We start from the raw sequence: 20,676 nt of genomic DNA on the forward strand, positions 1-20,676 counted from the left end.
TGATCACGGGAGGCGGGGCAATGATGTTGGGCTTAGTCTTCGCTTGCACCCACGTATTCGCTCAGGATTTTTTCGTTGCGGGCATCTTCAAGACGCTGCAGGCGGTCCTCGCTCAGGCGATCATCAAAGCGGTATTTGACAAAATTCACGAGGCTAAGCGTCAGCAGCAGGATACCGATACCCCAGTAGCCCTTGGTCGACAGGGGCACATCGGGCGACATGTAAAGCGAGAGGGCCAGCATACCATAGGCGATCAGGACGCCTGCGGCGTTAAAGGTCATGATCAGGCCGTTGTCATTGCGATTAAAGTTGTTCATTTTTCTATTCCTTTTCAGTGTTTTACGTTACTTGGATTTCTTCTTGAGACGGGCCAGAACATCATCTGCCGTGGTCCGTGTCGCGGGGCCAAAGCCCTGATCCGCCATGCGGTCGGCCAAGGACTCATGGCCCAGGTCGCGGTCGATCTCGCGCAGGATTTCCGACTGTTCGAACGGGTCGTCGCGGCCCATGACGCGGGCGATCAGCTCTTCTGCCTCCTCGACGTTCGAGGTGCGCCCGATTGTCGTGTTGAGGCGCGACTGGATCGCCTGTTCGTGGCGCACGGCCTTGGCCTGAATGGCGCCCTGTTTCAGGTCGATGATGCGGCGGTGGCCTGCCTCGATGCTGCTGCGCAGCCGGACGGTTTTCTGATCAAGCCGGGCCAGCGTTTCGCGCCGGATCGCCAGTTCGTTTTCCATCTGGGCAATCGCATGGGCGGCTTCGGTCGCCATGTCGTCGCGATCATTTTCGATGGCCTGTTCGGCGCGTTTGGTCATGTCCTTGATACGTGTATCAAGGTTCTGTTTCTGGCGTTCTTCGCTGCGTTGACGCTGGATCAGGCTGGCCAGCGTGGCCTTGGCAGCTTTGATGCCGGCCTCGGCCTCGCGGATTTTCTGATCGATCAGTTCAATCGCAAAGGCGTCACGCACCCGATCTTCAGAGCGCGCATTCACACCCGCGATCAGGGTTGAGAGTGTCTTGAACATCGTCGTTCCTTTCATGTTTTGGTGTTCGCCAAAATTGTGAACACCGTTCATGAATTAAACCTAGCGATGGGGTAGCCGCTGTTCAAGTATTATATTGAACATTGTTCATGAAATTTGACGAGAAGCCGTCAATTGCTGTAAAACAAGGGAAATCATGCGATCAATTTCTGCTGTGGGCACACCCGATGCGGCCTCGTCGAGCGCCAAAAGCACGATTCCATGCACCGAAGAAAACAGCGCACGGGTCATCAAGGCCAAATCCGATTCGTCCAGATCGGGAAAAATTACCGACAGGGGCGCGGCGATATAAGCCATGAGACGGCCCATTTCGCGCAGATACCACTCGGGCGCGGATTCACCGGCGGGGCGGTCCACATCGAACATCGCGCGCCACAGGTTGTGGTTTTCCGCCGCGAACCGGTGATAGGCCTGCGACATCACCACCAGTTGTTCAACGGCATCGGTCGGCGCACCGGCCAGCGCTTCGGACACGGTTGCGCCCAGTTTATCAAAGGTGCGCGCATTCACCGACAGCACCAGATCGGTGAGATCGCCAAAGACATTGTAGATCGCACCGACCGCGCAGCCCGCGTCCTGCGCCAGATCACGGGCCCGCAGGGACGACAGCCCGTCCGCCGCAATCCGGCGTTCCGCGTGGGCAATCAGGTTTTCGCGCAATGCGCGGCGGCGCTCTTGGACTTTGCCTGTCATGAGGACTCCTGTGAACTTTGTTCAAGATAACGCGCGTTTGCGCGCTTGCAAAGCCCTAACCCTTCACGGGTGCGCCACCGGCAAAGATATTCCCACCGACATAGTTGATCGGGTCTTCCTGCATTTGCAGGTGCAGCCCATCGTCGGTGTAGGGATGCGCGCGCGCAAGGTCTTCGTCAAAGTCGAACCCAAGGCCGGGCGCGCTGGGCGGAGTGATATAGCCATCGTCCACCGTGATCGCGCCTTTGATCAGGGCGTGATGAAACGGTGTTTCAATCGATTCCGCCATCAGGATATTCGGGATCGAGGCGGCAAGATGCACGTTGGCGGCCCATTCCACGGGACCGGCATACAAATGCGGGGCCATCTGCGCGTTATAGGCTTCGGCCAGTGCGGCGATCTTTCTGGTTTCCCAGATCCCGCCCGAACGCCCCAAAGCGGGTTGCAGGATCGTTGCCGCCCCGCTGCGCAAAACGGGCGCAAATTCCGCCTTGGTCGTCAGGCGTTCGCCCGTGGCCACGGGGATGCGCACAGCCTGCGCGACCTTGGCCATTTCGCCCGGATTGTCTGGCGGGACAGGCTCTTCATACCAGAGCGGCGAATAGGGTTCGATGGCCTGCCCCAGCCGGATCGCGCCCGCCGTGGAAAACTGCCCGTGGGTGCCAAACAACAGGTCGGCGCGGTCGCCCACCGCCTCGCGGATCGCCTTGCAAAATGCCACCGAGGTCGCAATGTCCGACATCGCAGGCATATGCCCGCCGCGGATCGTATAGGGACCGGCGGGGTCGAATTTCACCGCCGTATAGCCCTTGTCCACCATCGCCAGCGCGCTTTCAGCGGCCATATCGGCACTCGCCCAAAAGTCGGGCAGGGGATGGGTTTTCTGCGGATAAAGATAGGTATAAGCGCGCACGCGGTCGTTCATCCGCCCGCCGATCAACGCATGCACGGGGCGGTCACGATCCTTGCCAAGGATGTCCCAGCAGGCGATTTCCAGCCCCGAAAACGCGCCCATGACCGTCAGGTCAGGGCGTTGGGTAAAGCCCGAAGAATAGGCCCGGCGGAACATCAGTTCGATGTTCTCAGGGTTTTCGCCCAGCATGTGCCGGGCAAATACATCCGTGATCACCGCCTTCATCGCCGCGGGGCCGACCGATGATGCATAACATTCACCGTATCCGACAACGCCGGTGTCGGTGGTGATCTTGGGGATGATCCAATAGCGCCCGCCCCAACCGGGCGCAGGGGGCGATGTGACGATGATATCAAGGTCTTGCAGCTTCATGGCGTGCCTTTCAGATGGCGGTCAACGACCCGCTGCACCATCGGTGCAAAATGGGCGAAATCGGGGGTTTCCATATCGGCGACTTTCCCGGCCTCGTCCAGGTGTCGCACCTGAATGATCTCGGCCAAATTCGGGTTGGCGGAAAACGCCGCGACCTCGGCCGCTGACATCGGCCCGCCTTGCAGGTTCAGGCTGTGCACGGATGCATCCGACAGGCGCTCGAAATAGCTGGGCTGCGTGGCGCAAAGATAGCGTTTTGCCGCCACATGATAGCGCACGCAGTCTGTCACAAGAGTGGGAAAGAACGCGCCCAGCACTGCAGCGCCCGCGTCTTCGTGATGGCGGTCCTGGGTGTCATCGGGGTTATAGGTGCCAAATTCGGACGTGAAATGCCCGATATCATGGAGCAGGGCCGCGACGATGATTTCCTCGCTGAACCCCTGTTGCTGGGCGAATGTTGCGCCTTGCAGCATGTGCTGCGCCATTGTCACCGGCTCGCCCAGATATTCCTCGCCACCGCGTCGGGCGAAAATGTCACCCAGAAAGGCAACGATCGTGTCGCGGGTCAACTCAGGCATCCTGTGCCTCAAGTGCTGCAAGGGTGGACAGCAGCCCGTCCTTGTCGGCGTAACAGCCCTGAAGCCAGCGGTTGCCCGCGCCAGAATAGCCCTTGCGCGCATGCAAAACGCGCGTGTTGTCGACGATGAACGCTTCGCCCGGGGACAGTTTGAACTGCACCTCCATCGCCGTGTCGTCGATGATGTCGGACAAGCGGCGATAGGCGCGATACCAACCGGCCATATCGGCGAAAGGCACATCGACACAGGGCGCGGCAGACCGGGCATTGAACCGCACGGCCGTCAACTGCCCGTCCGGCGACAGATCAATGATCGGACGGCGCGATTGCAGTGCGACGCCCGTGCTGCCCGTATAGGCAAAGCGCATCGGATAGCCTGCCAGCAGGTCAAACCCGTGCGGGTCTTCATCGCGCAGGCGCAGGGCGGCGGCGAAGCCGTCAACGACCATGTTTTCCCCGCCCCTTGCCGAGTTTTCGAGGCAGGCAAGGATTTGCAGCGTCGGCACCGGATCACGGTAGGGGTTGTCCGTATGCGCCTGAAGCCCAAGGCCGGTATAGGCCAGATTGACGGGGTTCACTTTGGTGCGGACTTCGAACAGGCGGCCATAGTTGGTTTCGCGCACATAGCCGAACAGATTGACGATATCGAACAGCCCGCCTTCGCGCGGGGTCATGCCGGTGACCTTGGCAAAGCCATAGCGGCGCACAGCGGCGAGCCAGAAGCGCCGCGCGGTGGGATCGGTTTGCAGCTGCGCCAGATCGGCGCCGGGCACGGTGCCGGTCAGCGCGCTGTCCCAGGTTTCCGCGTGGTCGGGCAGGATATCGGCGGGGTGCGCGCGGTCATAGGCGTGATCATTCAGCCAGCGCAGGGGCCAGGTGCAGGTTTTGTCCTCGGGGGCAAAGATGACGTGCAACTGGCCTTCGCGAATGCGCGCGGCGCTGATGCTCAGATTGGCAGGGATGTCAGCCAGCGTGATCAATCGCTGCCCGTTGCCCGGATCGCGTGTGGCCGGGTCAAGCGCGTTGTCGCGTAGCCAGACGGCGTGAAAACGGGTATCGGGCGCGCCACCGTGCAGGCGCAGCACCTGGCCTTCCCTGTCCAGTTCTACGTCGTGCCACATCGCCTTGTCCTTTCATAAGGCGGGTCGCGACCCCCGTTACTTGAATAGGATCACGTTGCGCCCCGCTTGGCCAGTTTTCGTATCGGCAATCGCTTCGTTGATCTGATCAAGTGACCAGCGCCCCGAGATGAGTTCATCCAGTTTCAGCCGCCCTTGCTGATAAAGGTCCACCATCCACGGAATGTCGCGCTTGATCACCACATCGCCCATTTTCGATCCGATCATGGATTGCCCGACGGCAGCGAAATTGCCCGCCTCATATGCGGATGTGGCGCCACTTGCGGGCATCCCGACCATGATCACCTTGCCGCCACGGGCCAGGTATTGCGGCGCTTGGTCATAGGCCCTGGCCGCCCCGACGGTCACAAGCACCGCATCCGCCCCGCGACCCATCGCCGCCTTGGCGTCGCGCCAGGGTGTGTCGCCCGTGGCCAGCACGCCATCGGTTGCGCCAAAGCCCCGTGCCATTTGCAGTTTTTCCGCTGACATATCAACGGCAACGATGCGCCGCGCCCCGGCGATCCGCGCGCCCTGAATGGCGTTCAGCCCGACGCCACCCGCGCCGATTACCACAACGTCCTGCCCCGCGCGCAGTTTGGCGGCATTGACCACCGCGCCTACGCCGGTGATCACGCCGCAGGCCAGCAAGGATGCGGCTTCCATCGACATGGTTTCGGGGATCGTGACGACCTGTGATTGATCCACGACCACCTTTTCAGCGAAGGCCCCGCAGGCCATCGCCTGATGCAGCTTTGACCCGTCGGGCATGGTCAGCGGGCCATGATCGCCGTCATATCCGGTTTCGCAGATCACCGGCGCTCCGGCGCTGCATGACGGGCAAGTGCCGCAAGCGCGGATCAGCGTCACGACAACCGGATCGCCGATTTTCAGCCCCTGCGCTTGCGGGCCAAGGGCGGTGATGCGCCCTGCCGCTTCGTGGCCGTAAACCGCGGGCAGTGAGCCGCCCCACGCGCCCTCGGCATAGGAAATATCGGAATGGCAAATGGCCACGGCATCCAGCGCGACTTCGACCTCGCCCGCGACGGGCGCGCGCAATTGGACGGTTTCAATACGAAGCGGGGCACCAAATGTGTGGCAAACGGCAGCTTTGATCTGGGCCATGCGCCCCTCCCTGATTTTTGGGTATGGTGCGATTGCGCCTGCCAGCCTGCAAGCGCTTTTCCGGCAAATACCGGCCTTTTTACGCCGCGTTTGCGGCGCGTTGGCGCAACTGGAAAACCGCGATGCAGATCACGACCAGAAGGGCGGACAACAGGAATGGCGCGCCCGGGAAATAGCTGTCACTGCCAGAGGTGAAATACCAGAATGTCTGGGTCATTAGCAGCGGCGCGATGATCGTCGCCACCGCGTTGATCGACGTGAGCGCGCCTTGCAGTTCGCCCTGCTGGTCGTCGCTGGCCGTGCGCGACATGATCCCTTGAATTGCCGGTCCGGCGATGGACCCAAGTGCTGTCAGCGGCGTCAAGGCGAGCGCCACCCACCCGTTTGTCACAAAGGCCAGAAAGACAAAGGCGATGACATCCACGCCCAATCCCAGCAGCACCGCGTTCCGTTCGCCGATGGCACGCAGGATCGGCCGAATCAGCAGGCCTTGCATGATCGCGATGGATATCCCGAACATCGCCAGTGACGCGCCGATCATCCCCGGCCCCCAGCCAAAGCGGGCCTCGCCGTAATAGGCCCAGATCGCCGGATAGACAAAGAAGGCGACCGCATAGATGAAGGTGACCAGCATCAGGCGCCCAAGACCCGGCAATTCGCCGATCGATTTGAACGCGCCCAAGGGGTTCGCGCGCGCCCAGCGAAAGGGTCGGCGGATCCGGTCGGTCACGGTTTCGGGCAGCACGAAATACCCGAACGCAAGGTTGATCGCAGCAAGTGCGGCGGCGGCGTAAAACGGCGCGCGGGTGCCATAGCCGCCCAAAACCCCGCCGATCAGCGGCCCAAGGACGAACCCCACGCCAAAGGCCGCGCCGATCAGGCCAAAGTTGGCGGCTTTTTCCTCGGGTCTGGAAATGTCGGCGATATAGGCGCTTGCGGTTGATTGGGTCGCCGCCGTGATCCCGCCAACGACGCGGCCCAGAAACAACAGCCAGATCGTGCCCGCCACCGCCATCACCAGATAATCCAGTGACATCACCAGCAAGGCGATCAACAGCACCGGACGGCGGCCAAACCTGTCGGACAGGTTGCCGATGATGGGGCCGAACAGGAACTGCATGACCGCGAATGTCGTTGCCAGAATACCCCCCCAAACGGCCGCATTGCCCAGGTCGCCACCGTGGATTTCACGGATCAATGCAGGCATGACCGGCATGATCAGCCCGATCCCCATTGAATCAAGGACAACCGTGATGAGGATAAAGGTGATGGACAGGCGGGTGTTCATTTCGGGTCTTTCAGATGGCCCGACCCAATTAAACCGATTGGTTCACGTTGCAAGCGTTTCCTGCGCCAAGGCATCCAGATGCGCGGCCAGTGCAGTGGGATCAGACAGGAAGGGCGAATGCGATGTGGCCATGTCGATCACGCGCCCGCCGTGCCAGTCTTTGGTCATAACATCCTGAAACAAGGGTGGAATCGTGCGATCATCGCGACAGCGGATGTAATGGCGCGGCAGGCCGGTGGCGACCTGCGCCAGCGCGGTTTCCTGCGGCAGGATCGGTTGCGCACAAAGCTGCGCCCTGGCCCAATCGGCGGTGGCAGGGTCCACATCGTGATAGAATTTCGCCACCGCCTGCGCCGGGTCGATGGTGAATGTCACCCGGTCAGGCGCGACTTGCACGGCCTCTAACAGCGGCTGGCTGGGGGCCATCGCGCGCATTTCGGCCAGTGTCTTGCCCGCGATCGGCACATAGGCGCACAAATAGACCAGCGCCTTGATCCGGTCGGGCGCTTTCAAGGCCGCGGCGGTGATCGGATAGCCCGCCATCGAATGGCCCACCAGTATCGTGTCGGGTGCAATGGCCGCGATGACCGCATCGGCATAAAGATCAAGCGTGACCGTTTCGGGCGGCGTTTCATCATCGCCGTGCGATGGGAGATCAATCGCGCGGGCCGAGTGGCCAAGTGCCGTCAGGGCCGGGATCACATCACGCCAGCACCACGCGCCGTGGCACGATCCGTGGACCAGCAAAAACTCAGCCATGAACGATTTCGGTCAGGAACTGTGTGATCAGCGCGGCGTAGCCTTGTGCGTCCTGCAAGGGCGGCACATGGCCCACACGCCGCATCAGGGCAAAGCGCGACCCCGGGATCAGATCGGTGGTTTCGCGCACAAGGTCCGGCGGAGTCGATCCGTCCTCGGCCCCCGCAATACCAAGACAGGGCAGGCGCAATCCGCTGGTCGGTGTCCAGAAATCGGTGCCACCGATGGCCGCGCTGCACCCGGCATAGCCAACCGGATCACAGCGCATCAACCGCGCGCGGGCCGCCGCCATCTGTTCCAGACGCCCACGCGGGCCAAACCAACGCGCGACCGTGTCGTCAGCAATCGCGCCGATCCCGCCGCGCTGCACCGCATCAGCGCGCGCCTGCCAAATTTCGGGCCGCCCGATCTTGGCCGCGGTGTTGGACAGCACCAGCGCGCGCACCAGATCAAGCCGTTTTACCGCCAACCCCTGCGCGATCAGCCCGCCGATGGACAGGCCAACAATCACGGCGTCGCGAACATTCAAAGCATCGCAAACCGCCTCGCAATCGGAAATCAGCGCGCCCATGCTGTAAGGCGCGGGCGACACGTCGGACTGGCCATGTCCACGCATATCCAGACGGATGTAGCGCAAACCGTCAGGCAATTGCGCCACCACATCATCCCAGATCGCGCCGTCCATCCCGAGGCCGTGCAGGAACACGACGGCAGGGCCATCGGCTGGGCCGCTTTCAAGCGCAAAAAGCGTGACACCGTCGCGGATGATGTGATGCTGTTTCATAGCCCCTCCCGTTTTCGGAGCTACTTTGGCGTTCAAGCGGGCAGGGTCAACCGCTTTAGGTCGACAAGATCGCCGCGCCAACCAAAACCAGCAAACCACCAGCCATATCGCGCAGGCCCAGGCCTTCGCCAATCGCGGCTGCCACAAGGATGATGATGACCGTTTCTGCGGCCAGAACGGCAATATAGGCCAGCCCAAGATCGGTGCGTTGCAGCAGCAACACTTCGGCCAGAACGGCCAGCCCAAGGAACAGCCCGATCGCGGAAATGGCGATCAGGCTGGGCGTGCTTGAAGCGGCCTTCATGGCGAGGGTCGCGGTGGCATAGCCCAGTCCGCTAAGGATAATCAGAGTCGTCGGGCGGAAAAATACATCAAGCATGAAACCCTCCATCGTCAATAAAATAAAGTATCGTTCTAATACCCGTGATGTTGGCGCTGGATTGCTTTTCAGGCAAGGCTGGAAATCCTGACCTGACTGTTTGCGCTATATTTTGCCGTCGGCGCCGATCCGCATATGCGCGATGATCTGCCCGTGATCGGAGGCGAGTTTGTTATAGGGCGCTTCGGGGTGCGAGCCATCGGTGAGGTGGTCATTGAGCACGCTGAAATATTCCATCTCGCCGATGCGGGTGTCATCATCAGGGTGGAAATGGCGCGACATCAGGATCTGGTCGATGCTTTCGAACACACCGCCAAAGGCCGATGTGTAAACCATGTCGCGCAGCGATTTGCGCACGAACAGCTTTTCGGCGGAATGCAGGCGCGTGGCCTCGACCTTGGCCGTGATCAGCTCGTTTTCCTCGTCGCTGTAACGGTCGTTGGCGCGCTCGGCGTCGTGGCGGCGCATCCAGGCATAATTCTTGAATGGAATTTCGCCGCTGATGATTTCGCTGCTGACCGCATGTTCGCTGTCGTTGAAATCACCCAGGACCATGACGGGGTTGCCCGCCTCAAGTTCTTCGAGGACCGCGGCGCGCAGCACCCATGCTTCGGCCATGCGGCGCAAACCGGCGCGCAACGCCCCCATCGCACGCCCCGCCGGATCGTAATTCACAAGGTCCGCTTCGGGTGCAAAGGCCGCACCGGCGGGGCGTGGAAATTCGCCCAGTTTCGATTTCAGATGACAGTTGAACACGGTCACGACCTGCCCGCCCACGGGAATGCGCGCCTTGAGGATCGGGCGCGACAAACGTTTGATCGTATAAGCGCCGCCATCGCTGTTATCGAGGTCGCGGAACGGGATCGTCAGCGGTTCGTCCAGTTCCTGCAACACCTCGGGCGCGCCCGCGAACCCGAACCGCGACAGGATCGCGACACCGGGGCGGCGTTCACCGGGGCCGCCGTCATTGGCGTTGGGCGCAAAGGCGAGGGCGGCGTCGGTATAGGGCGTGAACGCCAGCTTGCGAAAGATCGCCTTGCGGGCATAGCGTTTGGTGCGGTCGGGGATGTTGGCCTCGTTTGCGGCAGCCCCCAGGGCATCGGCTTCGGCGATCACGGCGCGCAGTGGGGCTTCGTCAAAGATTTCCTGAAAGCCGACGATATCGGCGTTCATCGTCAGCAATTGTTCAGACAACCACGCCTCTTTCCACGCGTATTCCTCGGGAGTGTATTTTTCAAAGCGGTAGTATTCCTGATCGGCGGCGATCAGGTTCTTGACGTTGAAACTGGCGATGGTGAAACGGGTCATGGAAAATCCCTCAGGGTTTGCGCGAAAAGCGCGGGGTCAACATTGCCGCCGGTGGCCACCGCGATCACGGTGTCGCTGGTGATCTGGTCGGGGTGGTAAAGTGCGGCGGCCAATGCCACGGCCCCGCCCGGTTCCAGCACGAGACGCAGGTGGGTAAAGGCGGCCACCATGGCGCGCTGGGCCTCGGCTTCGGTGACGACCAGCCCGGTGCCGCAAAGGCGCCGCATGATCGGAAAGGTCAGATCGCCGGGGCGCGGGGTGATGATGGCATCACACAGTGACCCGTCGCGGCGGTTGTTGGTCTGGATTGCGCCCGCGGCCAGTGAGCGGGTCACATCATCGAACCCTTCGGGTTCGACGGGGCGCACGGTCATCTCCGGCGCGTCCGCTTCCAGTGCCAGCGCGATGCCAGATGTCAGCCCGCCGCCACCGCAGCAGACCAGAACCTCGGCCCGGGTGATCCCCAGCGCGGTCGCATCTGCGGCGATTTCCAATCCTGCCGTGCCTTGGCCAGAGATCACCTGCGGATCGTCGAATGGTTTGATCAGGGTCAATCCGCGATCCTGCGCGATCTGGGCACCAAGGGCGTCGCGGTCGTCGCGCGCGCGGTCATACAGCACGACTTCGGCATCCAGCGCGCGGGTGTTGGCGATTTTGACGGCGGGGGCGTCGGCGGGCATGACAATCAGGCAGGGCGCGCCGAAATCACGCGCCGCCAGCGCGACCCCCTGCGCGTGATTACCCGATGAAAAGGCGATAACCCCCGCTGCACGCTGCGCCGGGGTCAGTGCCGAAACAGCCGCGCGCCCACCGCGAAATTTGAAGCTGCCGGTATGTTGCAAGCACTCTGCCTTGATCAGGACGCGCCGTCCGGCGATGGCATCCAGCGCGGGCGCGGACAGCAGCGGTGTGTGGCGCGCGTGACCGTGCAGGCGGGTCGCGGCGGCGCGGATCATGCCGATATTCATAGGTGCGCTTTCCATTGCATCAGCGCATCCAGCGCCACAGGTTCATCCAGAAACGGGACATGGCCGCGATCCGGCACGTCGGCAAAGATCATGTCGGGGCGGCGGCGCTGCATTTCAGCCGCCGTTTCGGGCGTCAGCAGGTCAGAATTGGCCCCGCGGATCAACGCCAGCGGCAAGCCACCCAGTGCGTCAAACAGTGGCCAAAGGTCGGGCGCGGGCTGTGCGCCGGCCGCCAGCACCGCGTCACGCAGTTTCGGATCATAGCGAATGACAAGGCCGTCTGGCGTTTGTTCGTAGTGGTTTTCCACCTCTGCAAGCCAGCGTTCGATCGGCACATTTTTGAACTGCACCCAGCTGCGCGCGCGAAATTCCGCGGCTTCCGCATATGTCGCCTGCGCGGGGTTTTTGCCGATGTAGTTGCGGATCACTTTCAGGCCCTGTTCGGACAAATCCGGCCCGATGTCATTCAGCGCGACTGCGGTCAGGCGATCCTTGGCCGTGGCGGCGATCACCATCGCGATCAGCCCGCCGCGTGAGGTGCCAAGGATGGCTGCCTTGTCCAGCCCCAGATGATCCATCAGCGCCAGCGTATCCTGCGCCTCTTGCGGGATCGCATAGGTGGCGGGCTCGGCCCAATCGGACTGACCGCGCCCGCGATAATCAGGCCGGATCAGGCGCAGGTCGGGCAGATGTGGGGCCACATGATCGAAATCCGCGCCGTTGCGGGTCAGCCCCGCAAGGCAAAGCACAGGCGCGCCCGTTCCCTGGTCGGTAAAGTGCAGGCGCGTGCCGTCGGCGGTGGTGAAATACGGCATCAGCACAGCCCCTTGATGGCGGTCAGGTCTGTCACGATATGGTGCGGCGCAGCGTAAAGACGATCGACGGGCGCGTCTGCGCGATTGACCCAGGCTGTCTGAAAGCCGTAGCCCGCCGCCCCCGCCGCGTCCCATCCGTTGGAGCTGACGAACAAAACCTCGTCGCGCGCGCAGCCCATCCGCGCGCCGACCATGTCGTAAACGCGCGCGTGGGGTTTGAACACGCCGACATCCTCGACCGACAGGCGCGCAACCAGAAATTCGCCAATGCCCGCCGACTCCACCGCCGCCTGCAACATCTCGGGCGATCCGTTGGACAGGATGGCACAGCGCATCCCGCGCGCCGTCAGGTCGGCCAGAACATGGGGCACTTCGCCGTAAGCGGGCAATTCCCAATAAAGCGCCAACAGCCTTTCGCGCGTTTCCCTGTCGTCCAGCCCAGCGGCATCCAGCGCCCAATCCAGCCCGTCCTGCGTGACTTGCCAGAAATCGCAGTGCCGATCTGCAACCGCGCGTAACCATGTGTATTCCAACTGCTTTTGCCGCCAGTCCCGCGCGATCTGCGGCCAGACCTGTGCCAGTTTTTCGCGCCCCTTTTCAGCCGCTGCAATCCGCGCGGCCCCGGCCACATCAAACAGGGTGCCATAGGCGTCAAAAATGCAGGTGGTGATGGGCATCGCGTCCTCCGGTTTTGGTGCAAAGACTGGCACGGTGCGCGCGCCAGCGAAAGGGGCGGCGGGCATCGGTTTGCAATCAAGTGCTGCGCAGACTACCTAAATGCCATCGCAAACGGGAACCTGCGCGCCGCGCGGCCCCGAAATTCACCCCTTCCAACTCCAAAGAGGCTCCATGACAGAGGTCAAGAACGGCGACACCGTGCGCATCCATTACACGGGCACACTTACCAATGGCGAAACTTTCGACAGCTCGGCGGGCCGTGATCCGTTGGAATTCGTGGTCGGTTCGGGGCAGATCATTCCCGGCCTTGACGCCGCGATCCCGGGCATGACCGTGGGCGACAAAAAGTCGGTCGATGTGGCCTGCGCCGATGCTTACGGCGAAACCAACCCCGAAGCACGCCAGGCCGTGCCGCGCAGCGAAATCCCTGCCGACATTCCGGTCGAAGCCGGCTTGCAGTTGCAGATGCAGACACCGCAGGGGCAGGTCGTGCCGGTCACCGTCGCCGAAGTGACCGAAACCGAAGTGGTGCTGGACGCCAACCACCCGCTTGCGGGCAAAGATCTGAATTTTGCCATTGAAGTGGTTGGCATCGACGCGGCCTGATCCCTTACGTTCCGCGCGGTTTGGCCCGCAACGTCGGGTCAGCCTGCGTCGGGTCTTCGGGCCAGGGATGGCGCGGATATTTCCCGCGCATATCCTTGCGCACATCGTCGTATGACGTGGCCCAGAACCCCGGCAGGTCCATCGTGACCTGCACGGGGCGGCGGGCCGGTGACAGCAGTTCGACCCGCAAGGGCGTGGCACCGATATGCGGGTGGCGGGTGACGCCGAACATCTCTTGAATACGCACGGAAATCGTTGGAAAATCAGGGGCATAATCAATCGCCACGTGGTTTCCCAACGGCGTGCGAAACTTGGCTGGTGCATCGCGATCCAGCCGCTGCATCTGGTCCCAGCCCAGCATCGCGCGCAGGGGCGGCAGCAGGTCGAACCTGCGCCAGTCCTCGGCGGTTTTGACGCCGGAAAGGTGGGGCAGCAGCCAGTCTTCAAGGCTGTCCATCAGCGCCTCATCCGACATATCGGGCAACCCGCCGCCGCCCTGCAACAACATCACCCGTGCGCGAAACAGCGCCGCAGCACCGCTGATCCGCAGGCCCAGGTCGCGCACACCGTCCAGCATGGCGCGCGCCACCTGTTCGGGGTCGGCGTCAGGCCAGGTGCGATCATCCAGCACCAGCGCGCCAAGGCTTTCCTGTTGCCGCGTCAATACGCGGCGATCACGGCGCGACCATATACAGACATCGCGCCATGCAATCCGATCCGCGAACAAATCGCGCAGTTCGCCCTCGCCAATCGGCAGGGCCAGCCGGATGCGCGCCTCGCGCCCGTCGCCGTCAAGATCGGTGGCGACAATCAGGCGCTGGCCTGCCAGCGGGTCGGCAGCGTCCAACACCGCACCCTTGCCGCCTGACAGGATATAACGCGGCGCATCGCCCGCGCGCCGCAACCCGATCCGGTCAGGATAGGCAAGGGCTGCGCAGGCGGCGGGGCTGAGGGGTTCACCCGTCGCAGGGGCCAGTTTGGCAAGGCGCTTGGCCTCTTGCCTGATTTGCTCAAGGGCGGCGCGGTTGACCTGTGTGTCCGGTTTTGCCTGTCCGGTGATCAGCCGCAGCCGCATCCCCAGATCGGCAGGTGCACCCCGCAGCGGGTCACGTGCCGCCATCAGAGCGGCGAGGGCTGCCGCGCTACGCCCGGCGCGCAATAGCATATGCCCAAGACGCGGATGCAGGGGCAGGGCGGCCACCTTGCGCCCGTGCGCGGTGATCCCGCCGGTGCGGTCCAGCGCCCCCAGACCCACCAGCAGGTCGCGCGCATTGGCCAGCGCGCCTTCGGGTGGCGGCGTGAGAAAGGCCAGATCATCGGTCCCCCACAGCGCGAGTTCCAGCGCCAGTCCTGTCAGGTCTGCCGCTTCGATCTCGGCCGGGGGAAAGGCGGCGCGCGCGCCGTCCTCACCCTTGGTCCACAGCCGGTAACATACGCCTTGCGCCACGCGCCCCGCCCGGCCCGCACGCTGGGTTGCCTCGGCGCGGGTCACAGGTTCCGTCACAAGCCGCGACATGCCGCTGTTCGGGTCAAACCGCGCGCGGCGTGCCTGGCCCGCATCCACGACCACGCGGATGTCCTCGATCGTCAGCGAGGTTTCGGCGATCGACGTGGCAAGCACCACCTTGCGGCCCTTGTCCACGGGCGCGATCGCGGCGCGCTGGGCGGCAAAGGGCAGGGCGCCATACAGCGGGCGCAGGCTGCAATCTGCGGGCAGGCATTTGGCCAGCAGGCTTTCGACGCGCCTGATTTCACCCTCACCGGGCAGGAACACCAGAACGCCGCCGGTATTGTCGGCCACGGCCTGTTGCACCAGATCGGCGGTCGCTGTTTCAAGGCGCGTGGTCTTGGGTGTCGGGCGATCTAGCCAGCGGGTTTCCACCGGGTAGCTGCGCCCTTGGGAGGTGATCATCGGCGCGTTACCCATCAGGTCGGCCACCGGCCCTGCGTCCAGTGTGGCGGACATGGCCAGCAAGATCAGATCGGGGCGCAGGGCATTGCGCACCTCAAGCGCGAGGGCGAGCCCCAGATCGCCATTCAGGGACCGTTCGTGAAATTCATCAAAGATCAGCGCGCCGATACCCGTCAGTTCCGGGTCGCTCTGGATCATGCGGGTCAGGATGCCCTCGGTCACGACCTCGATCCGCGTTTGCGCAGAAACCTTGCTGTCGCCCCGCATCCGGTAGCCGACACGCGCGCCAACCTTTTCCCCCAACTGCTGTGCCAGCCGGTCCGCGGCAGCGCGGGTCGCAAGGCGGCGCGGCTCCAGCATGACGATCCGCCCCTCGGTCAGCCCGGCATCCAGCATTGCCAAGGGCACGCGGGTGGTTTTGCCTGCCCCCGGTGGGGCTTGCAGCACGGCCCGCCCGTGCGTGCGCAGGGCGGCGACCAGATCGGGCAGGACAACATCAATGGGCAGCGTTTCGACCATCCGTGTGTTGGACCCTGCACGCGCGGTCTTGTCAATCGCGGCGCATGCGACCACGATCCGCGCGAACCGGATCTGGGGATTGTTTGTGCGTGATATTTCGGCCTCGGCGGTGATGATGGGGCTGTTGGCCGCTTTTGTCGGCTACGCGGCGTCCTTTGCGATCGTGCTGGCGGGGCTGACGGCTGCGGGGGCGAGCGACGGTCAGGCCGCAACCGGCCTGTTTTTTGCGACCCTTGGCATGGGGATTTGCAGCATTTGGCTGCCTGCCATCACACGTATTCCGGCGGCGGTGGCATGGTCGACACCCGGTGCAGCGTTTCTGGCCTCGAGTGTGCTCTTGCCCGGCGGGTTCGGCGAAGCTGTCGGCGCGATGACCCTTGCAGCCGCGCTGATCGTGCTCACGGGGATCGTGCCAGCCCTTGGGCGGGTGGTTGCGGCGATCCCCAAACCGATTGCCAGCGCGCTATTGGCGGGGGTTCTGTTGAAACTTTGTCTGGCACCTGCGGTCGGCCTTGGGGTCGCGCCCTGGCTGGTCTTGCCCGTGCTGGTCGCCTGGGTTCTGGGCATGGCTGTGCATCGGTTGGCAGCAATGCCTTTGGCGGTGGCCGCCTTTGTGGGTGTGTTGGTGGTGACGGTCGACGCGGGCGCGATGCCGCCGCTGGCCGCATTGTCCTTGCGGGAGTTTGCCCTCGTGCCGCCCGTATTCACCCTGCGCGCGTTCATATCTGTCGCGCTGCCGCTTTATCTGGTGACGATGGCGGGGCAGAATATCCCCGGTTTTGCGGTGCTGGAATTGAACGGTTATCCGGTCGTGCGCCAGTCGTTCCTGCGCAAAACCGGTCTGGCGAGCCTGCTGATCGCGCCCTTTGGTGCGATCCCTGTGAACATGTCGGCGATCACCGCCGCGATGATGAGTGGCGAGGATGCGGGCGCCGACCCCGCGCGCCGCTACTGGGCCGCGATTACATCCGGTGTGGTCTATATGGCGCTGGCGCTGGCCGCGGGGGCGATCACCACGCTGGCCGGACTGGCCCCGGCCGTGCTGATCACCGCCGTGGCGGGGCTGGCCCTGATCCCGGCACTTGTCGGATCACTGTCTGCCGCCTTTGCCGATAAATCCCAAACCGAAGCCCCCGCACTGACCTTTCTGATTGCCGCAAGCGGGATGACCCTGCTGGGGGTCAGTGGCGCGTTCTGGGGCGTGCTGGCGGGGGTGTTGATCTGGACCGTGAAACGTCTGCGCCCCTAGACATGGACACAGTCGCGCGCGATGTAAGGGGCATGACGATGATTGATGATCTTGCTGAACGATTGCGCGCGGGCGAACGCCGCGCTCTGGCCCGCGCCATCACGCTGGTCGAAAGCGCACGCGCCGACCATCGCGCGCAGGCGGCAGAGCTGTTGGCGGCGCTGGGGACCGCAAAACAGGCCTTGCGGATCGGACTTTCAGGCACACCGGGCGTTGGTAAATCAACCTTTATCGAGGCATTCGGCCTGATGCTGACCGCGCAAGGCCTGCGCGTGGCGGTTTTGGCGGTGGATCCGTCAAGCGCACGCTCGGGGGGGTCGATTCTTGGGGACAAGACGCGGATGGAGCGCCTGAGCCGCGATGAATTGGCCTTTATCCGCCCTTCGCCCAGCCAGACGCAACTGGGCGGCGTCGCGCGCCGCACCCGCGAGGCGGTGGCCCTGTGCGAAGCGGCCGGATTTGACGTGGTGCTGATCGAAACAGTGGGCGTGGGTCAGTCGGAAACCGTTGTCGCGGAAATGTCGGACCTGTTCGTTTTGCTACTTGCGCCTGCGGGCGGCGACGAATTGCAGGGCGTCAAGCGCGGCATCATGGAGATTGCCGATTTGATTCTGGTGAACAAGGCCGATGGCGAATTGAAATCGCAGGCCCTGCGCACCTGTGCCGATTACGCGGGCGCCCTGCGTCTGATGCGCAAACGCCCCGAAGACCCCGAAGGTTTCCCCAAGGCGATCGCCGTGTCGGCCCTGGAAACACAAGGGTTGGACGCGGCCTGGGGGGATATGCAAACGCTGATCAATTGGCGGCGCGACAATGGCATATGGGCGGCGCGGCGCAGGGATCAGGCCCGCTTTTGGTTCCACGAGGAAGTGCGCGTGCAATTGCTGGCACGGCTGCGCGATGATCCGGCGATGCGCGCCCGCCTTGAAGCGGCCGAAGCCGATGTTGCGGCGGGTCGCGTGCTGCCCTCGGTGGCGGCGGCGGGGGTGGTTGATCCGGCTTTCCCAGCCAAGACGTAAAGGCAATTCACTTTGCGCGCGGATTCCGGCAAAACACGCGCCATGCGGGTTGACGGGCACACGGAATCCTCGTAACTCCCGCGAACCGAATTCACGACCCTGCCACATCGGGAGGGTCAAAGCCGTTTGAAACGGGGACGCGGGCCGATCCGCGCTACCGAAAGACAAGGATACGAGATATGTCGCGCCGTTGCGAATTGACCGGAAAAGGGCCGATGTCTGGCAACAATGTCAGCCACGCCAAGAACAGAACCCGCCGCCGCTTTTTGCCGAACCTGCAGGAAGTGTCGCTGATGTCGGATGTTTTGGGCCGCACGTTCAAGCTGCGTATCTCGAACGCGGCGCTGCGCACGGTTGATCACCGTGGTGGTCTGGATGCGTTCATGGCCAAAGCCAAGGACGCCGAACTGTCCGCCGATGCCCTGAAAATCAAGAAAGACATCGCCAAGGCACAGGCCGCCGCCTGATCCCTTGCAGATGTGTTTTCCGGCCCGATGGTTCGCCCGTCGGGCCTTTTGCGTTGCCGTGTTTGCGCAGCGTCCGGTCTGAACGTGACTTTCAGTGTTCGCCGCGCTCCAGCCCCGCCATGTAGTCTGGCAATGTGACCGACCCACCCTCCTGATCAGTCCGGGCGCGTTCGGCTGCCGAGAGGTCGTCTTGCAGATAATCAAGCCGCTTCCATTTGGGGCGGGGGGCCGTGCCGTCCGGCTGGGGGACAAACCGCGAGTGTTCCTGAAGCGTCATGCGGTGCACGTAGCGGGGGCAGTTGTCAAAGACGTTGTCCAGTGTCACATGCACCATGAATTGCGCGCCGGGATACTGGCCCAGCAAATCATCATTATGCGATATTCGGGCTTTGCCATGAAGCCGTAGCCGGTTCGGCTTTTCAAAATTGATGAACAACAGACCGACTTTGCCATTTTCCGCGATATTCCCGCAGGAATAATACATGCCGTTCCCGTCGTAATTCGGAAAAGCTAGCTCACTTTCGCTCAGCACTCGCACGAAGCCCGGCAAGCCCCCCTTGTAGGACACCGTTGGCTGCCCGTCCGGGTCGATTGTCGATAAAAAGAACATCGAAGCCTCGGCAACGAACTTTCGGGCATGTTCGTCAAGCGTGTCCATGAGATCTTCGGCTTCAACCCTGTCAGCGAGCCGACGCGTTTCGAATTGATCCTGAAGGGCGCGGTGGGGCTCTTGAAAAATTCTACTCATAGGCTGGTCCTCTGCGATAGAATGCATGTCTGCGCGACGGCGAACGAAGTTCATGGCCAATTGTGCGGGCTATGCGAAGCAACCCTTGGGATCGCTTCTGAAGCTGGCAGAAGCATGAACCGGATCACGGTCCGAGGCAATCGCGTGGTTCTTCACCAACCTTTGTCGGGCACGTCGCACCCCGCGCCAGTCCCGTAGTTGCGGCTAAAGCATCTGGAATTGCAGCGGCAACAGATAGGGGAAGCTCGTGCGTGGATCGACGTCGATCCGCATCAGCGGGCCCATCGCCTCGCCCCATTTCGCGTTTACCGGGCAGGCCGCGAGGTGAGTCTGGGCGGCTTTCAAATCGTCAGTTTCGAAATATCCAAACAGCGTCAGCCCGTGGCGGAAAATGTTGTAATTCGAAATCCCGGCTTCGCGCAACGTCGCGAGCATGTCCGGCCATATGTCATCGTGGCGTTTCTTGTATTCGTCTTCGCAGCCCGGGCGGACTTCCAGAACCCATGCGTAGGATGCCATCACGCGTCTCCTTTCCAGTTTGTGAAACAATCGCGCAAGGCGACAATTTCAGTGAGCACGTCCTCGAACAGCGTATTCATGTAGTCCTGGTGGACCGGTTCGATTGCCAAGGCCCCGTCATACCCCGCGTCCCGCAGCGTGGCGAACATCGCCGGAAAATTCAGCGTGCCGTGGGCGAATTTGGTCTGAAGCGCCCCCATTTTGGCCTGCCGCAAGTGAACGTGCCCCGCGTGTGGCGCAAGCGGGTCGATTTCTTCCTGCCGATAGCCAAGACAGGCAAAGTGGGAATAATCCAGCGCCAGTAGCACGCCGGTCTTTTCGACAAGCCGCTGCACGATCGACGGGGATTCGGCAAAGGAATGAACATGCGGTTCGATGCACAGGCTGGCGGTATGATCCTTGGCCATCGCCACCATTTCGCGCAGGGCGGTGACTGATATCGCCTCGGCCTCGCTGCGCGACTGGCCCGGGTTCACAATGCCGGGCAGGATAAAGACCGAGCCGATCCCGGCCGCATCGGCAAAGGTCAGCACCTGCTTGAGATCCCGTAGGTTTTCATCGAGCGCACCGGGCAGCGCGAGGTTGCGCCCGCCCAGCCCCTCGCCAAAGAGGTGGTAATAGTTGGGCAGTTTGACACCCAGATCGCGCAGACCGTTCGCCGCCGATGTCGGGTCCGTCAGGATTGCCGATTTGTCCAGCGCCGAGCGATAGAACAACCCCACATCCAGCGCATTGATCCCCAGGGCTTTTGAAATATCGGCCGCTTCGCGCAGCGTGCAGGATGGTAATGACCATGCGGTCAGTGACAGATACATGT

General features: G+C 62.7%; 23 protein-coding genes. 4 read left to right on the plus strand and 19 right to left on the minus strand.

The genetic code is table 11. The annotated features are described in order from the left end of the window. Positions 1-32 precede the first annotated feature (32 nt). The 15 genes from FTO60_RS03550 to FTO60_RS03620 all read right to left on the minus strand — a co-directional run bounded on the left by FTO60_RS03550 (position 33) and on the right by FTO60_RS03620 (position 12,819). The gene (locus FTO60_RS03550) at positions 33-317 is read right to left on the minus strand and encodes a hypothetical protein (protein WP_148054681.1); all 285 of its coding nucleotides are present in this window, start codon (positions 315-317) and stop codon (positions 33-35) included. A 27-nt stretch (positions 318-344) separates the two neighbouring features. Continuing rightward, positions 345-1,025 (minus strand): PspA/IM30 family protein, encoded by a 681-nt coding sequence (locus FTO60_RS03555; RefSeq protein WP_148054682.1) that lies wholly within the window; start codon positions 1,023-1,025, stop codon positions 345-347. A gap of 105 nt (positions 1,026-1,130) precedes the next feature. Further along, positions 1,131-1,736 carry a TetR/AcrR family transcriptional regulator gene (locus FTO60_RS03560; protein ID WP_148054683.1) on the minus strand — a complete coding sequence of 202 codons (606 nt, stop codon included), beginning with the start codon at positions 1,734-1,736 and terminating at the stop codon, positions 1,131-1,133. 55 nt (positions 1,737-1,791) lie between these two features. Further along, positions 1,792-3,021 carry a mandelate racemase/muconate lactonizing enzyme family protein gene (locus tag FTO60_RS03565; protein ID WP_148054684.1) on the minus strand — a complete coding sequence of 410 codons (1,230 nt, stop codon included), beginning with the start codon at positions 3,019-3,021 and terminating at the stop codon, positions 1,792-1,794. Then, positions 3,018-3,599, minus strand: coding sequence for an HD domain-containing protein (locus FTO60_RS03570; protein ID WP_148054685.1), 582 nt, complete (start codon positions 3,597-3,599; stop codon positions 3,018-3,020). The genes FTO60_RS03565 and FTO60_RS03570 overlap by 4 nt, the downstream gene beginning before the upstream one ends. Then, a complete protein-coding gene (locus FTO60_RS03575) occupies positions 3,592-4,719 on the minus strand; it encodes a TauD/TfdA family dioxygenase (RefSeq protein ID WP_148054686.1) in 1,128 nt (375 codons plus the stop codon). The genes FTO60_RS03570 and FTO60_RS03575 overlap by 8 nt, the downstream gene beginning before the upstream one ends. A gap of 36 nt (positions 4,720-4,755) precedes the next feature. Next, positions 4,756-5,841, minus strand: coding sequence for a Zn-dependent alcohol dehydrogenase (locus tag FTO60_RS03580; protein WP_148054687.1), 1,086 nt, complete (start codon positions 5,839-5,841; stop codon positions 4,756-4,758). A 79-nt stretch (positions 5,842-5,920) separates the two neighbouring features. Beyond that, the gene (locus FTO60_RS03585; RefSeq protein WP_148054688.1) at positions 5,921-7,129 is read right to left on the minus strand and encodes a TCR/Tet family MFS transporter; all 1,209 of its coding nucleotides are present in this window, start codon (positions 7,127-7,129) and stop codon (positions 5,921-5,923) included. A 42-nt stretch (positions 7,130-7,171) separates the two neighbouring features. Next, positions 7,172-7,888 (minus strand): alpha/beta fold hydrolase, encoded by a 717-nt coding sequence (locus tag FTO60_RS03590; protein WP_148054689.1) that lies wholly within the window; start codon positions 7,886-7,888, stop codon positions 7,172-7,174. Continuing rightward, a complete protein-coding gene (gene pcaD / locus FTO60_RS03595) occupies positions 7,881-8,672 on the minus strand; it encodes a 3-oxoadipate enol-lactonase (RefSeq protein WP_148054690.1) in 792 nt (263 codons plus the stop codon). Before pcaD ends, FTO60_RS03590 begins: the two co-directional genes overlap by 8 nt. A 55-nt stretch (positions 8,673-8,727) precedes the next feature. Next, positions 8,728-9,051 carry a 5-aminolevulinate synthase gene (locus FTO60_RS03600; protein WP_148054691.1) on the minus strand — a complete coding sequence of 108 codons (324 nt, stop codon included), beginning with the start codon at positions 9,049-9,051 and terminating at the stop codon, positions 8,728-8,730. 105 nt (positions 9,052-9,156) lie between these two features. Beyond that, the gene (locus tag FTO60_RS03605) at positions 9,157-10,359 is read right to left on the minus strand and encodes an endonuclease/exonuclease/phosphatase family protein (RefSeq protein ID WP_148054692.1); all 1,203 of its coding nucleotides are present in this window, start codon (positions 10,357-10,359) and stop codon (positions 9,157-9,159) included. Then, positions 10,356-11,327, minus strand: coding sequence for a threonine/serine dehydratase (locus FTO60_RS03610; protein WP_148057032.1), 972 nt, complete (start codon positions 11,325-11,327; stop codon positions 10,356-10,358). Before FTO60_RS03610 ends, FTO60_RS03605 begins: the two co-directional genes overlap by 4 nt. Beyond that, positions 11,324-12,142 carry an alpha/beta fold hydrolase gene (locus FTO60_RS03615; RefSeq protein ID WP_148054693.1) on the minus strand — a complete coding sequence of 273 codons (819 nt, stop codon included), beginning with the start codon at positions 12,140-12,142 and terminating at the stop codon, positions 11,324-11,326. The genes FTO60_RS03610 and FTO60_RS03615 overlap by 4 nt, the downstream gene beginning before the upstream one ends. Next, complete coding sequence (locus FTO60_RS03620; protein WP_148057033.1) at positions 12,142-12,819, minus strand: haloacid dehalogenase type II; 678 nt, start codon at positions 12,817-12,819, stop codon at positions 12,142-12,144. Before FTO60_RS03620 ends, FTO60_RS03615 begins: the two co-directional genes overlap by 1 nt. A gap of 172 nt (positions 12,820-12,991) precedes the next feature. Here FTO60_RS03620 and FTO60_RS03625 point away from each other — a divergent pair, with 172 nt between their 5' ends. Then, on the plus strand, positions 12,992-13,426 hold the full coding sequence (locus FTO60_RS03625; RefSeq protein WP_148054694.1) for a peptidylprolyl isomerase: 435 nt from the start codon (positions 12,992-12,994) through the stop codon (positions 13,424-13,426). Positions 13,427-13,430: 4 nt separating this feature from the next. On the opposite strand, the gene hrpB is transcribed toward FTO60_RS03625, so the two are convergent. Beyond that, a complete protein-coding gene (hrpB, locus tag FTO60_RS03630) occupies positions 13,431-15,857 on the minus strand; it encodes an ATP-dependent helicase HrpB (RefSeq protein ID WP_148054695.1) in 2,427 nt (808 codons plus the stop codon). On the opposite strand from hrpB, the gene FTO60_RS03635 reads away from it, so the two are divergent. The 3 genes from FTO60_RS03635 (at position 15,838) to rpmB (ending at position 18,592) form a co-directional block, all read left to right on the plus strand. After that, positions 15,838-17,106 (plus strand): benzoate/H(+) symporter BenE family transporter, encoded by a 1,269-nt coding sequence (locus FTO60_RS03635; RefSeq protein WP_148054696.1) that lies wholly within the window; start codon positions 15,838-15,840, stop codon positions 17,104-17,106. The genes hrpB and FTO60_RS03635 overlap by 20 nt on opposite strands. Positions 17,107-17,108: 2 nt before the next feature. Then, entirely contained in the window at positions 17,109-18,125 is a 1,017-nt protein-coding gene (meaB, locus tag FTO60_RS03640) for a methylmalonyl Co-A mutase-associated GTPase MeaB (RefSeq protein ID WP_254696876.1), read from the plus strand. Between the two features lie 179 nt (positions 18,126-18,304). Beyond that, positions 18,305-18,592, plus strand: a complete 288-nt coding sequence (rpmB, locus tag FTO60_RS03645) for a 50S ribosomal protein L28 (RefSeq protein WP_148054697.1) — start codon at positions 18,305-18,307, stop codon at positions 18,590-18,592. 91 nt (positions 18,593-18,683) lie between these two features. Here the strand turns inward: rpmB and FTO60_RS03650 are convergent, their stop codons facing one another. The 3 genes from FTO60_RS03650 to FTO60_RS03660 all read right to left on the minus strand — a co-directional run bounded on the left by FTO60_RS03650 (position 18,684) and on the right by FTO60_RS03660 (position 20,674). Next, complete coding sequence (locus tag FTO60_RS03650) at positions 18,684-19,340, minus strand: pyridoxamine 5'-phosphate oxidase family protein (RefSeq protein WP_148054698.1); 657 nt, start codon at positions 19,338-19,340, stop codon at positions 18,684-18,686. A gap of 204 nt (positions 19,341-19,544) precedes the next feature. After that, entirely contained in the window at positions 19,545-19,859 is a 315-nt protein-coding gene (locus FTO60_RS03655; RefSeq protein WP_148054699.1) for an L-rhamnose mutarotase, read from the minus strand. Further along, positions 19,859-20,674: a sugar phosphate isomerase/epimerase gene (locus FTO60_RS03660; RefSeq protein ID WP_148054700.1), complete on the minus strand. Its 816-nt coding sequence runs from the start codon at positions 20,672-20,674 to the stop codon at positions 19,859-19,861. The genes FTO60_RS03655 and FTO60_RS03660 overlap by 1 nt, the downstream gene beginning before the upstream one ends. Positions 20,675-20,676: the final 2 nt, after the last annotated feature.

Origin of the sequence: Octadecabacter sp. SW4, assembly GCF_008065155.1 — a bacterium.
In the GTDB taxonomy this organism is placed as follows: domain Bacteria; phylum Pseudomonadota; class Alphaproteobacteria; order Rhodobacterales; family Rhodobacteraceae; genus SW4.

Excerpts from the sequence above, each read along its gene's own strand:
- FTO60_RS03550 (WP_148054681.1), bottom strand. The coding sequence starts at position 317 with ATGAACAACTTTAATCGCAATGACAACGGCCTGATCATGACCTTTAAC.
- FTO60_RS03555 (WP_148054682.1), bottom strand. The coding sequence starts at position 1,025 with ATGTTCAAGACACTCTCAACCCTGATCGCGGGTGTGAATGCGCGCTCT.
- FTO60_RS03560 (WP_148054683.1), bottom strand. The coding sequence starts at position 1,736 with ATGACAGGCAAAGTCCAAGAGCGCCGCCGCGCATTGCGCGAAAACCTG.
- FTO60_RS03565 (WP_148054684.1), bottom strand. The coding sequence starts at position 3,021 with ATGAAGCTGCAAGACCTTGATATCATCGTCACATCGCCCCCTGCGCCC.
- FTO60_RS03570 (WP_148054685.1), bottom strand. The coding sequence starts at position 3,599 with ATGCCTGAGTTGACCCGCGACACGATCGTTGCCTTTCTGGGTGACATT.
- FTO60_RS03575 (WP_148054686.1), bottom strand. The coding sequence starts at position 4,719 with ATGTGGCACGACGTAGAACTGGACAGGGAAGGCCAGGTGCTGCGCCTG.
- FTO60_RS03580 (WP_148054687.1), bottom strand. The coding sequence starts at position 5,841 with ATGGCCCAGATCAAAGCTGCCGTTTGCCACACATTTGGTGCCCCGCTT.
- FTO60_RS03585 (WP_148054688.1), bottom strand. The coding sequence starts at position 7,129 with ATGAACACCCGCCTGTCCATCACCTTTATCCTCATCACGGTTGTCCTT.
- FTO60_RS03590 (WP_148054689.1), bottom strand. The coding sequence starts at position 7,888 with ATGGCTGAGTTTTTGCTGGTCCACGGATCGTGCCACGGCGCGTGGTGC.
- pcaD (WP_148054690.1), bottom strand. The coding sequence starts at position 8,672 with ATGAAACAGCATCACATCATCCGCGACGGTGTCACGCTTTTTGCGCTT.
- FTO60_RS03600 (WP_148054691.1), bottom strand. The coding sequence starts at position 9,051 with ATGCTTGATGTATTTTTCCGCCCGACGACTCTGATTATCCTTAGCGGA.
- FTO60_RS03605 (WP_148054692.1), bottom strand. The coding sequence starts at position 10,359 with ATGACCCGTTTCACCATCGCCAGTTTCAACGTCAAGAACCTGATCGCC.
- FTO60_RS03610 (WP_148057032.1), bottom strand. The coding sequence starts at position 11,327 with ATGAATATCGGCATGATCCGCGCCGCCGCGACCCGCCTGCACGGTCAC.
- FTO60_RS03615 (WP_148054693.1), bottom strand. The coding sequence starts at position 12,142 with ATGCCGTATTTCACCACCGCCGACGGCACGCGCCTGCACTTTACCGAC.
- FTO60_RS03620 (WP_148057033.1), bottom strand. The coding sequence starts at position 12,819 with ATGCCCATCACCACCTGCATTTTTGACGCCTATGGCACCCTGTTTGAT.
- FTO60_RS03625 (WP_148054694.1), top strand. The coding sequence starts at position 12,992 with ATGACAGAGGTCAAGAACGGCGACACCGTGCGCATCCATTACACGGGC.
- FTO60_RS03635 (WP_148054696.1), top strand. The coding sequence starts at position 15,838 with ATGGGCAGCGTTTCGACCATCCGTGTGTTGGACCCTGCACGCGCGGTC.
- hrpB (WP_148054695.1), bottom strand. The coding sequence starts at position 15,857 with ATGGTCGAAACGCTGCCCATTGATGTTGTCCTGCCCGATCTGGTCGCC.
- meaB (WP_254696876.1), top strand. The coding sequence starts at position 17,109 with ATGGACACAGTCGCGCGCGATGTAAGGGGCATGACGATGATTGATGAT.
- rpmB (WP_148054697.1), top strand. The coding sequence starts at position 18,305 with ATGTCGCGCCGTTGCGAATTGACCGGAAAAGGGCCGATGTCTGGCAAC.
- FTO60_RS03650 (WP_148054698.1), bottom strand. The coding sequence starts at position 19,340 with ATGAGTAGAATTTTTCAAGAGCCCCACCGCGCCCTTCAGGATCAATTC.
- FTO60_RS03655 (WP_148054699.1), bottom strand. The coding sequence starts at position 19,859 with ATGGCATCCTACGCATGGGTTCTGGAAGTCCGCCCGGGCTGCGAAGAC.
- FTO60_RS03660 (WP_148054700.1), bottom strand. The coding sequence starts at position 20,674 with ATGTATCTGTCACTGACCGCATGGTCATTACCATCCTGCACGCTGCGC.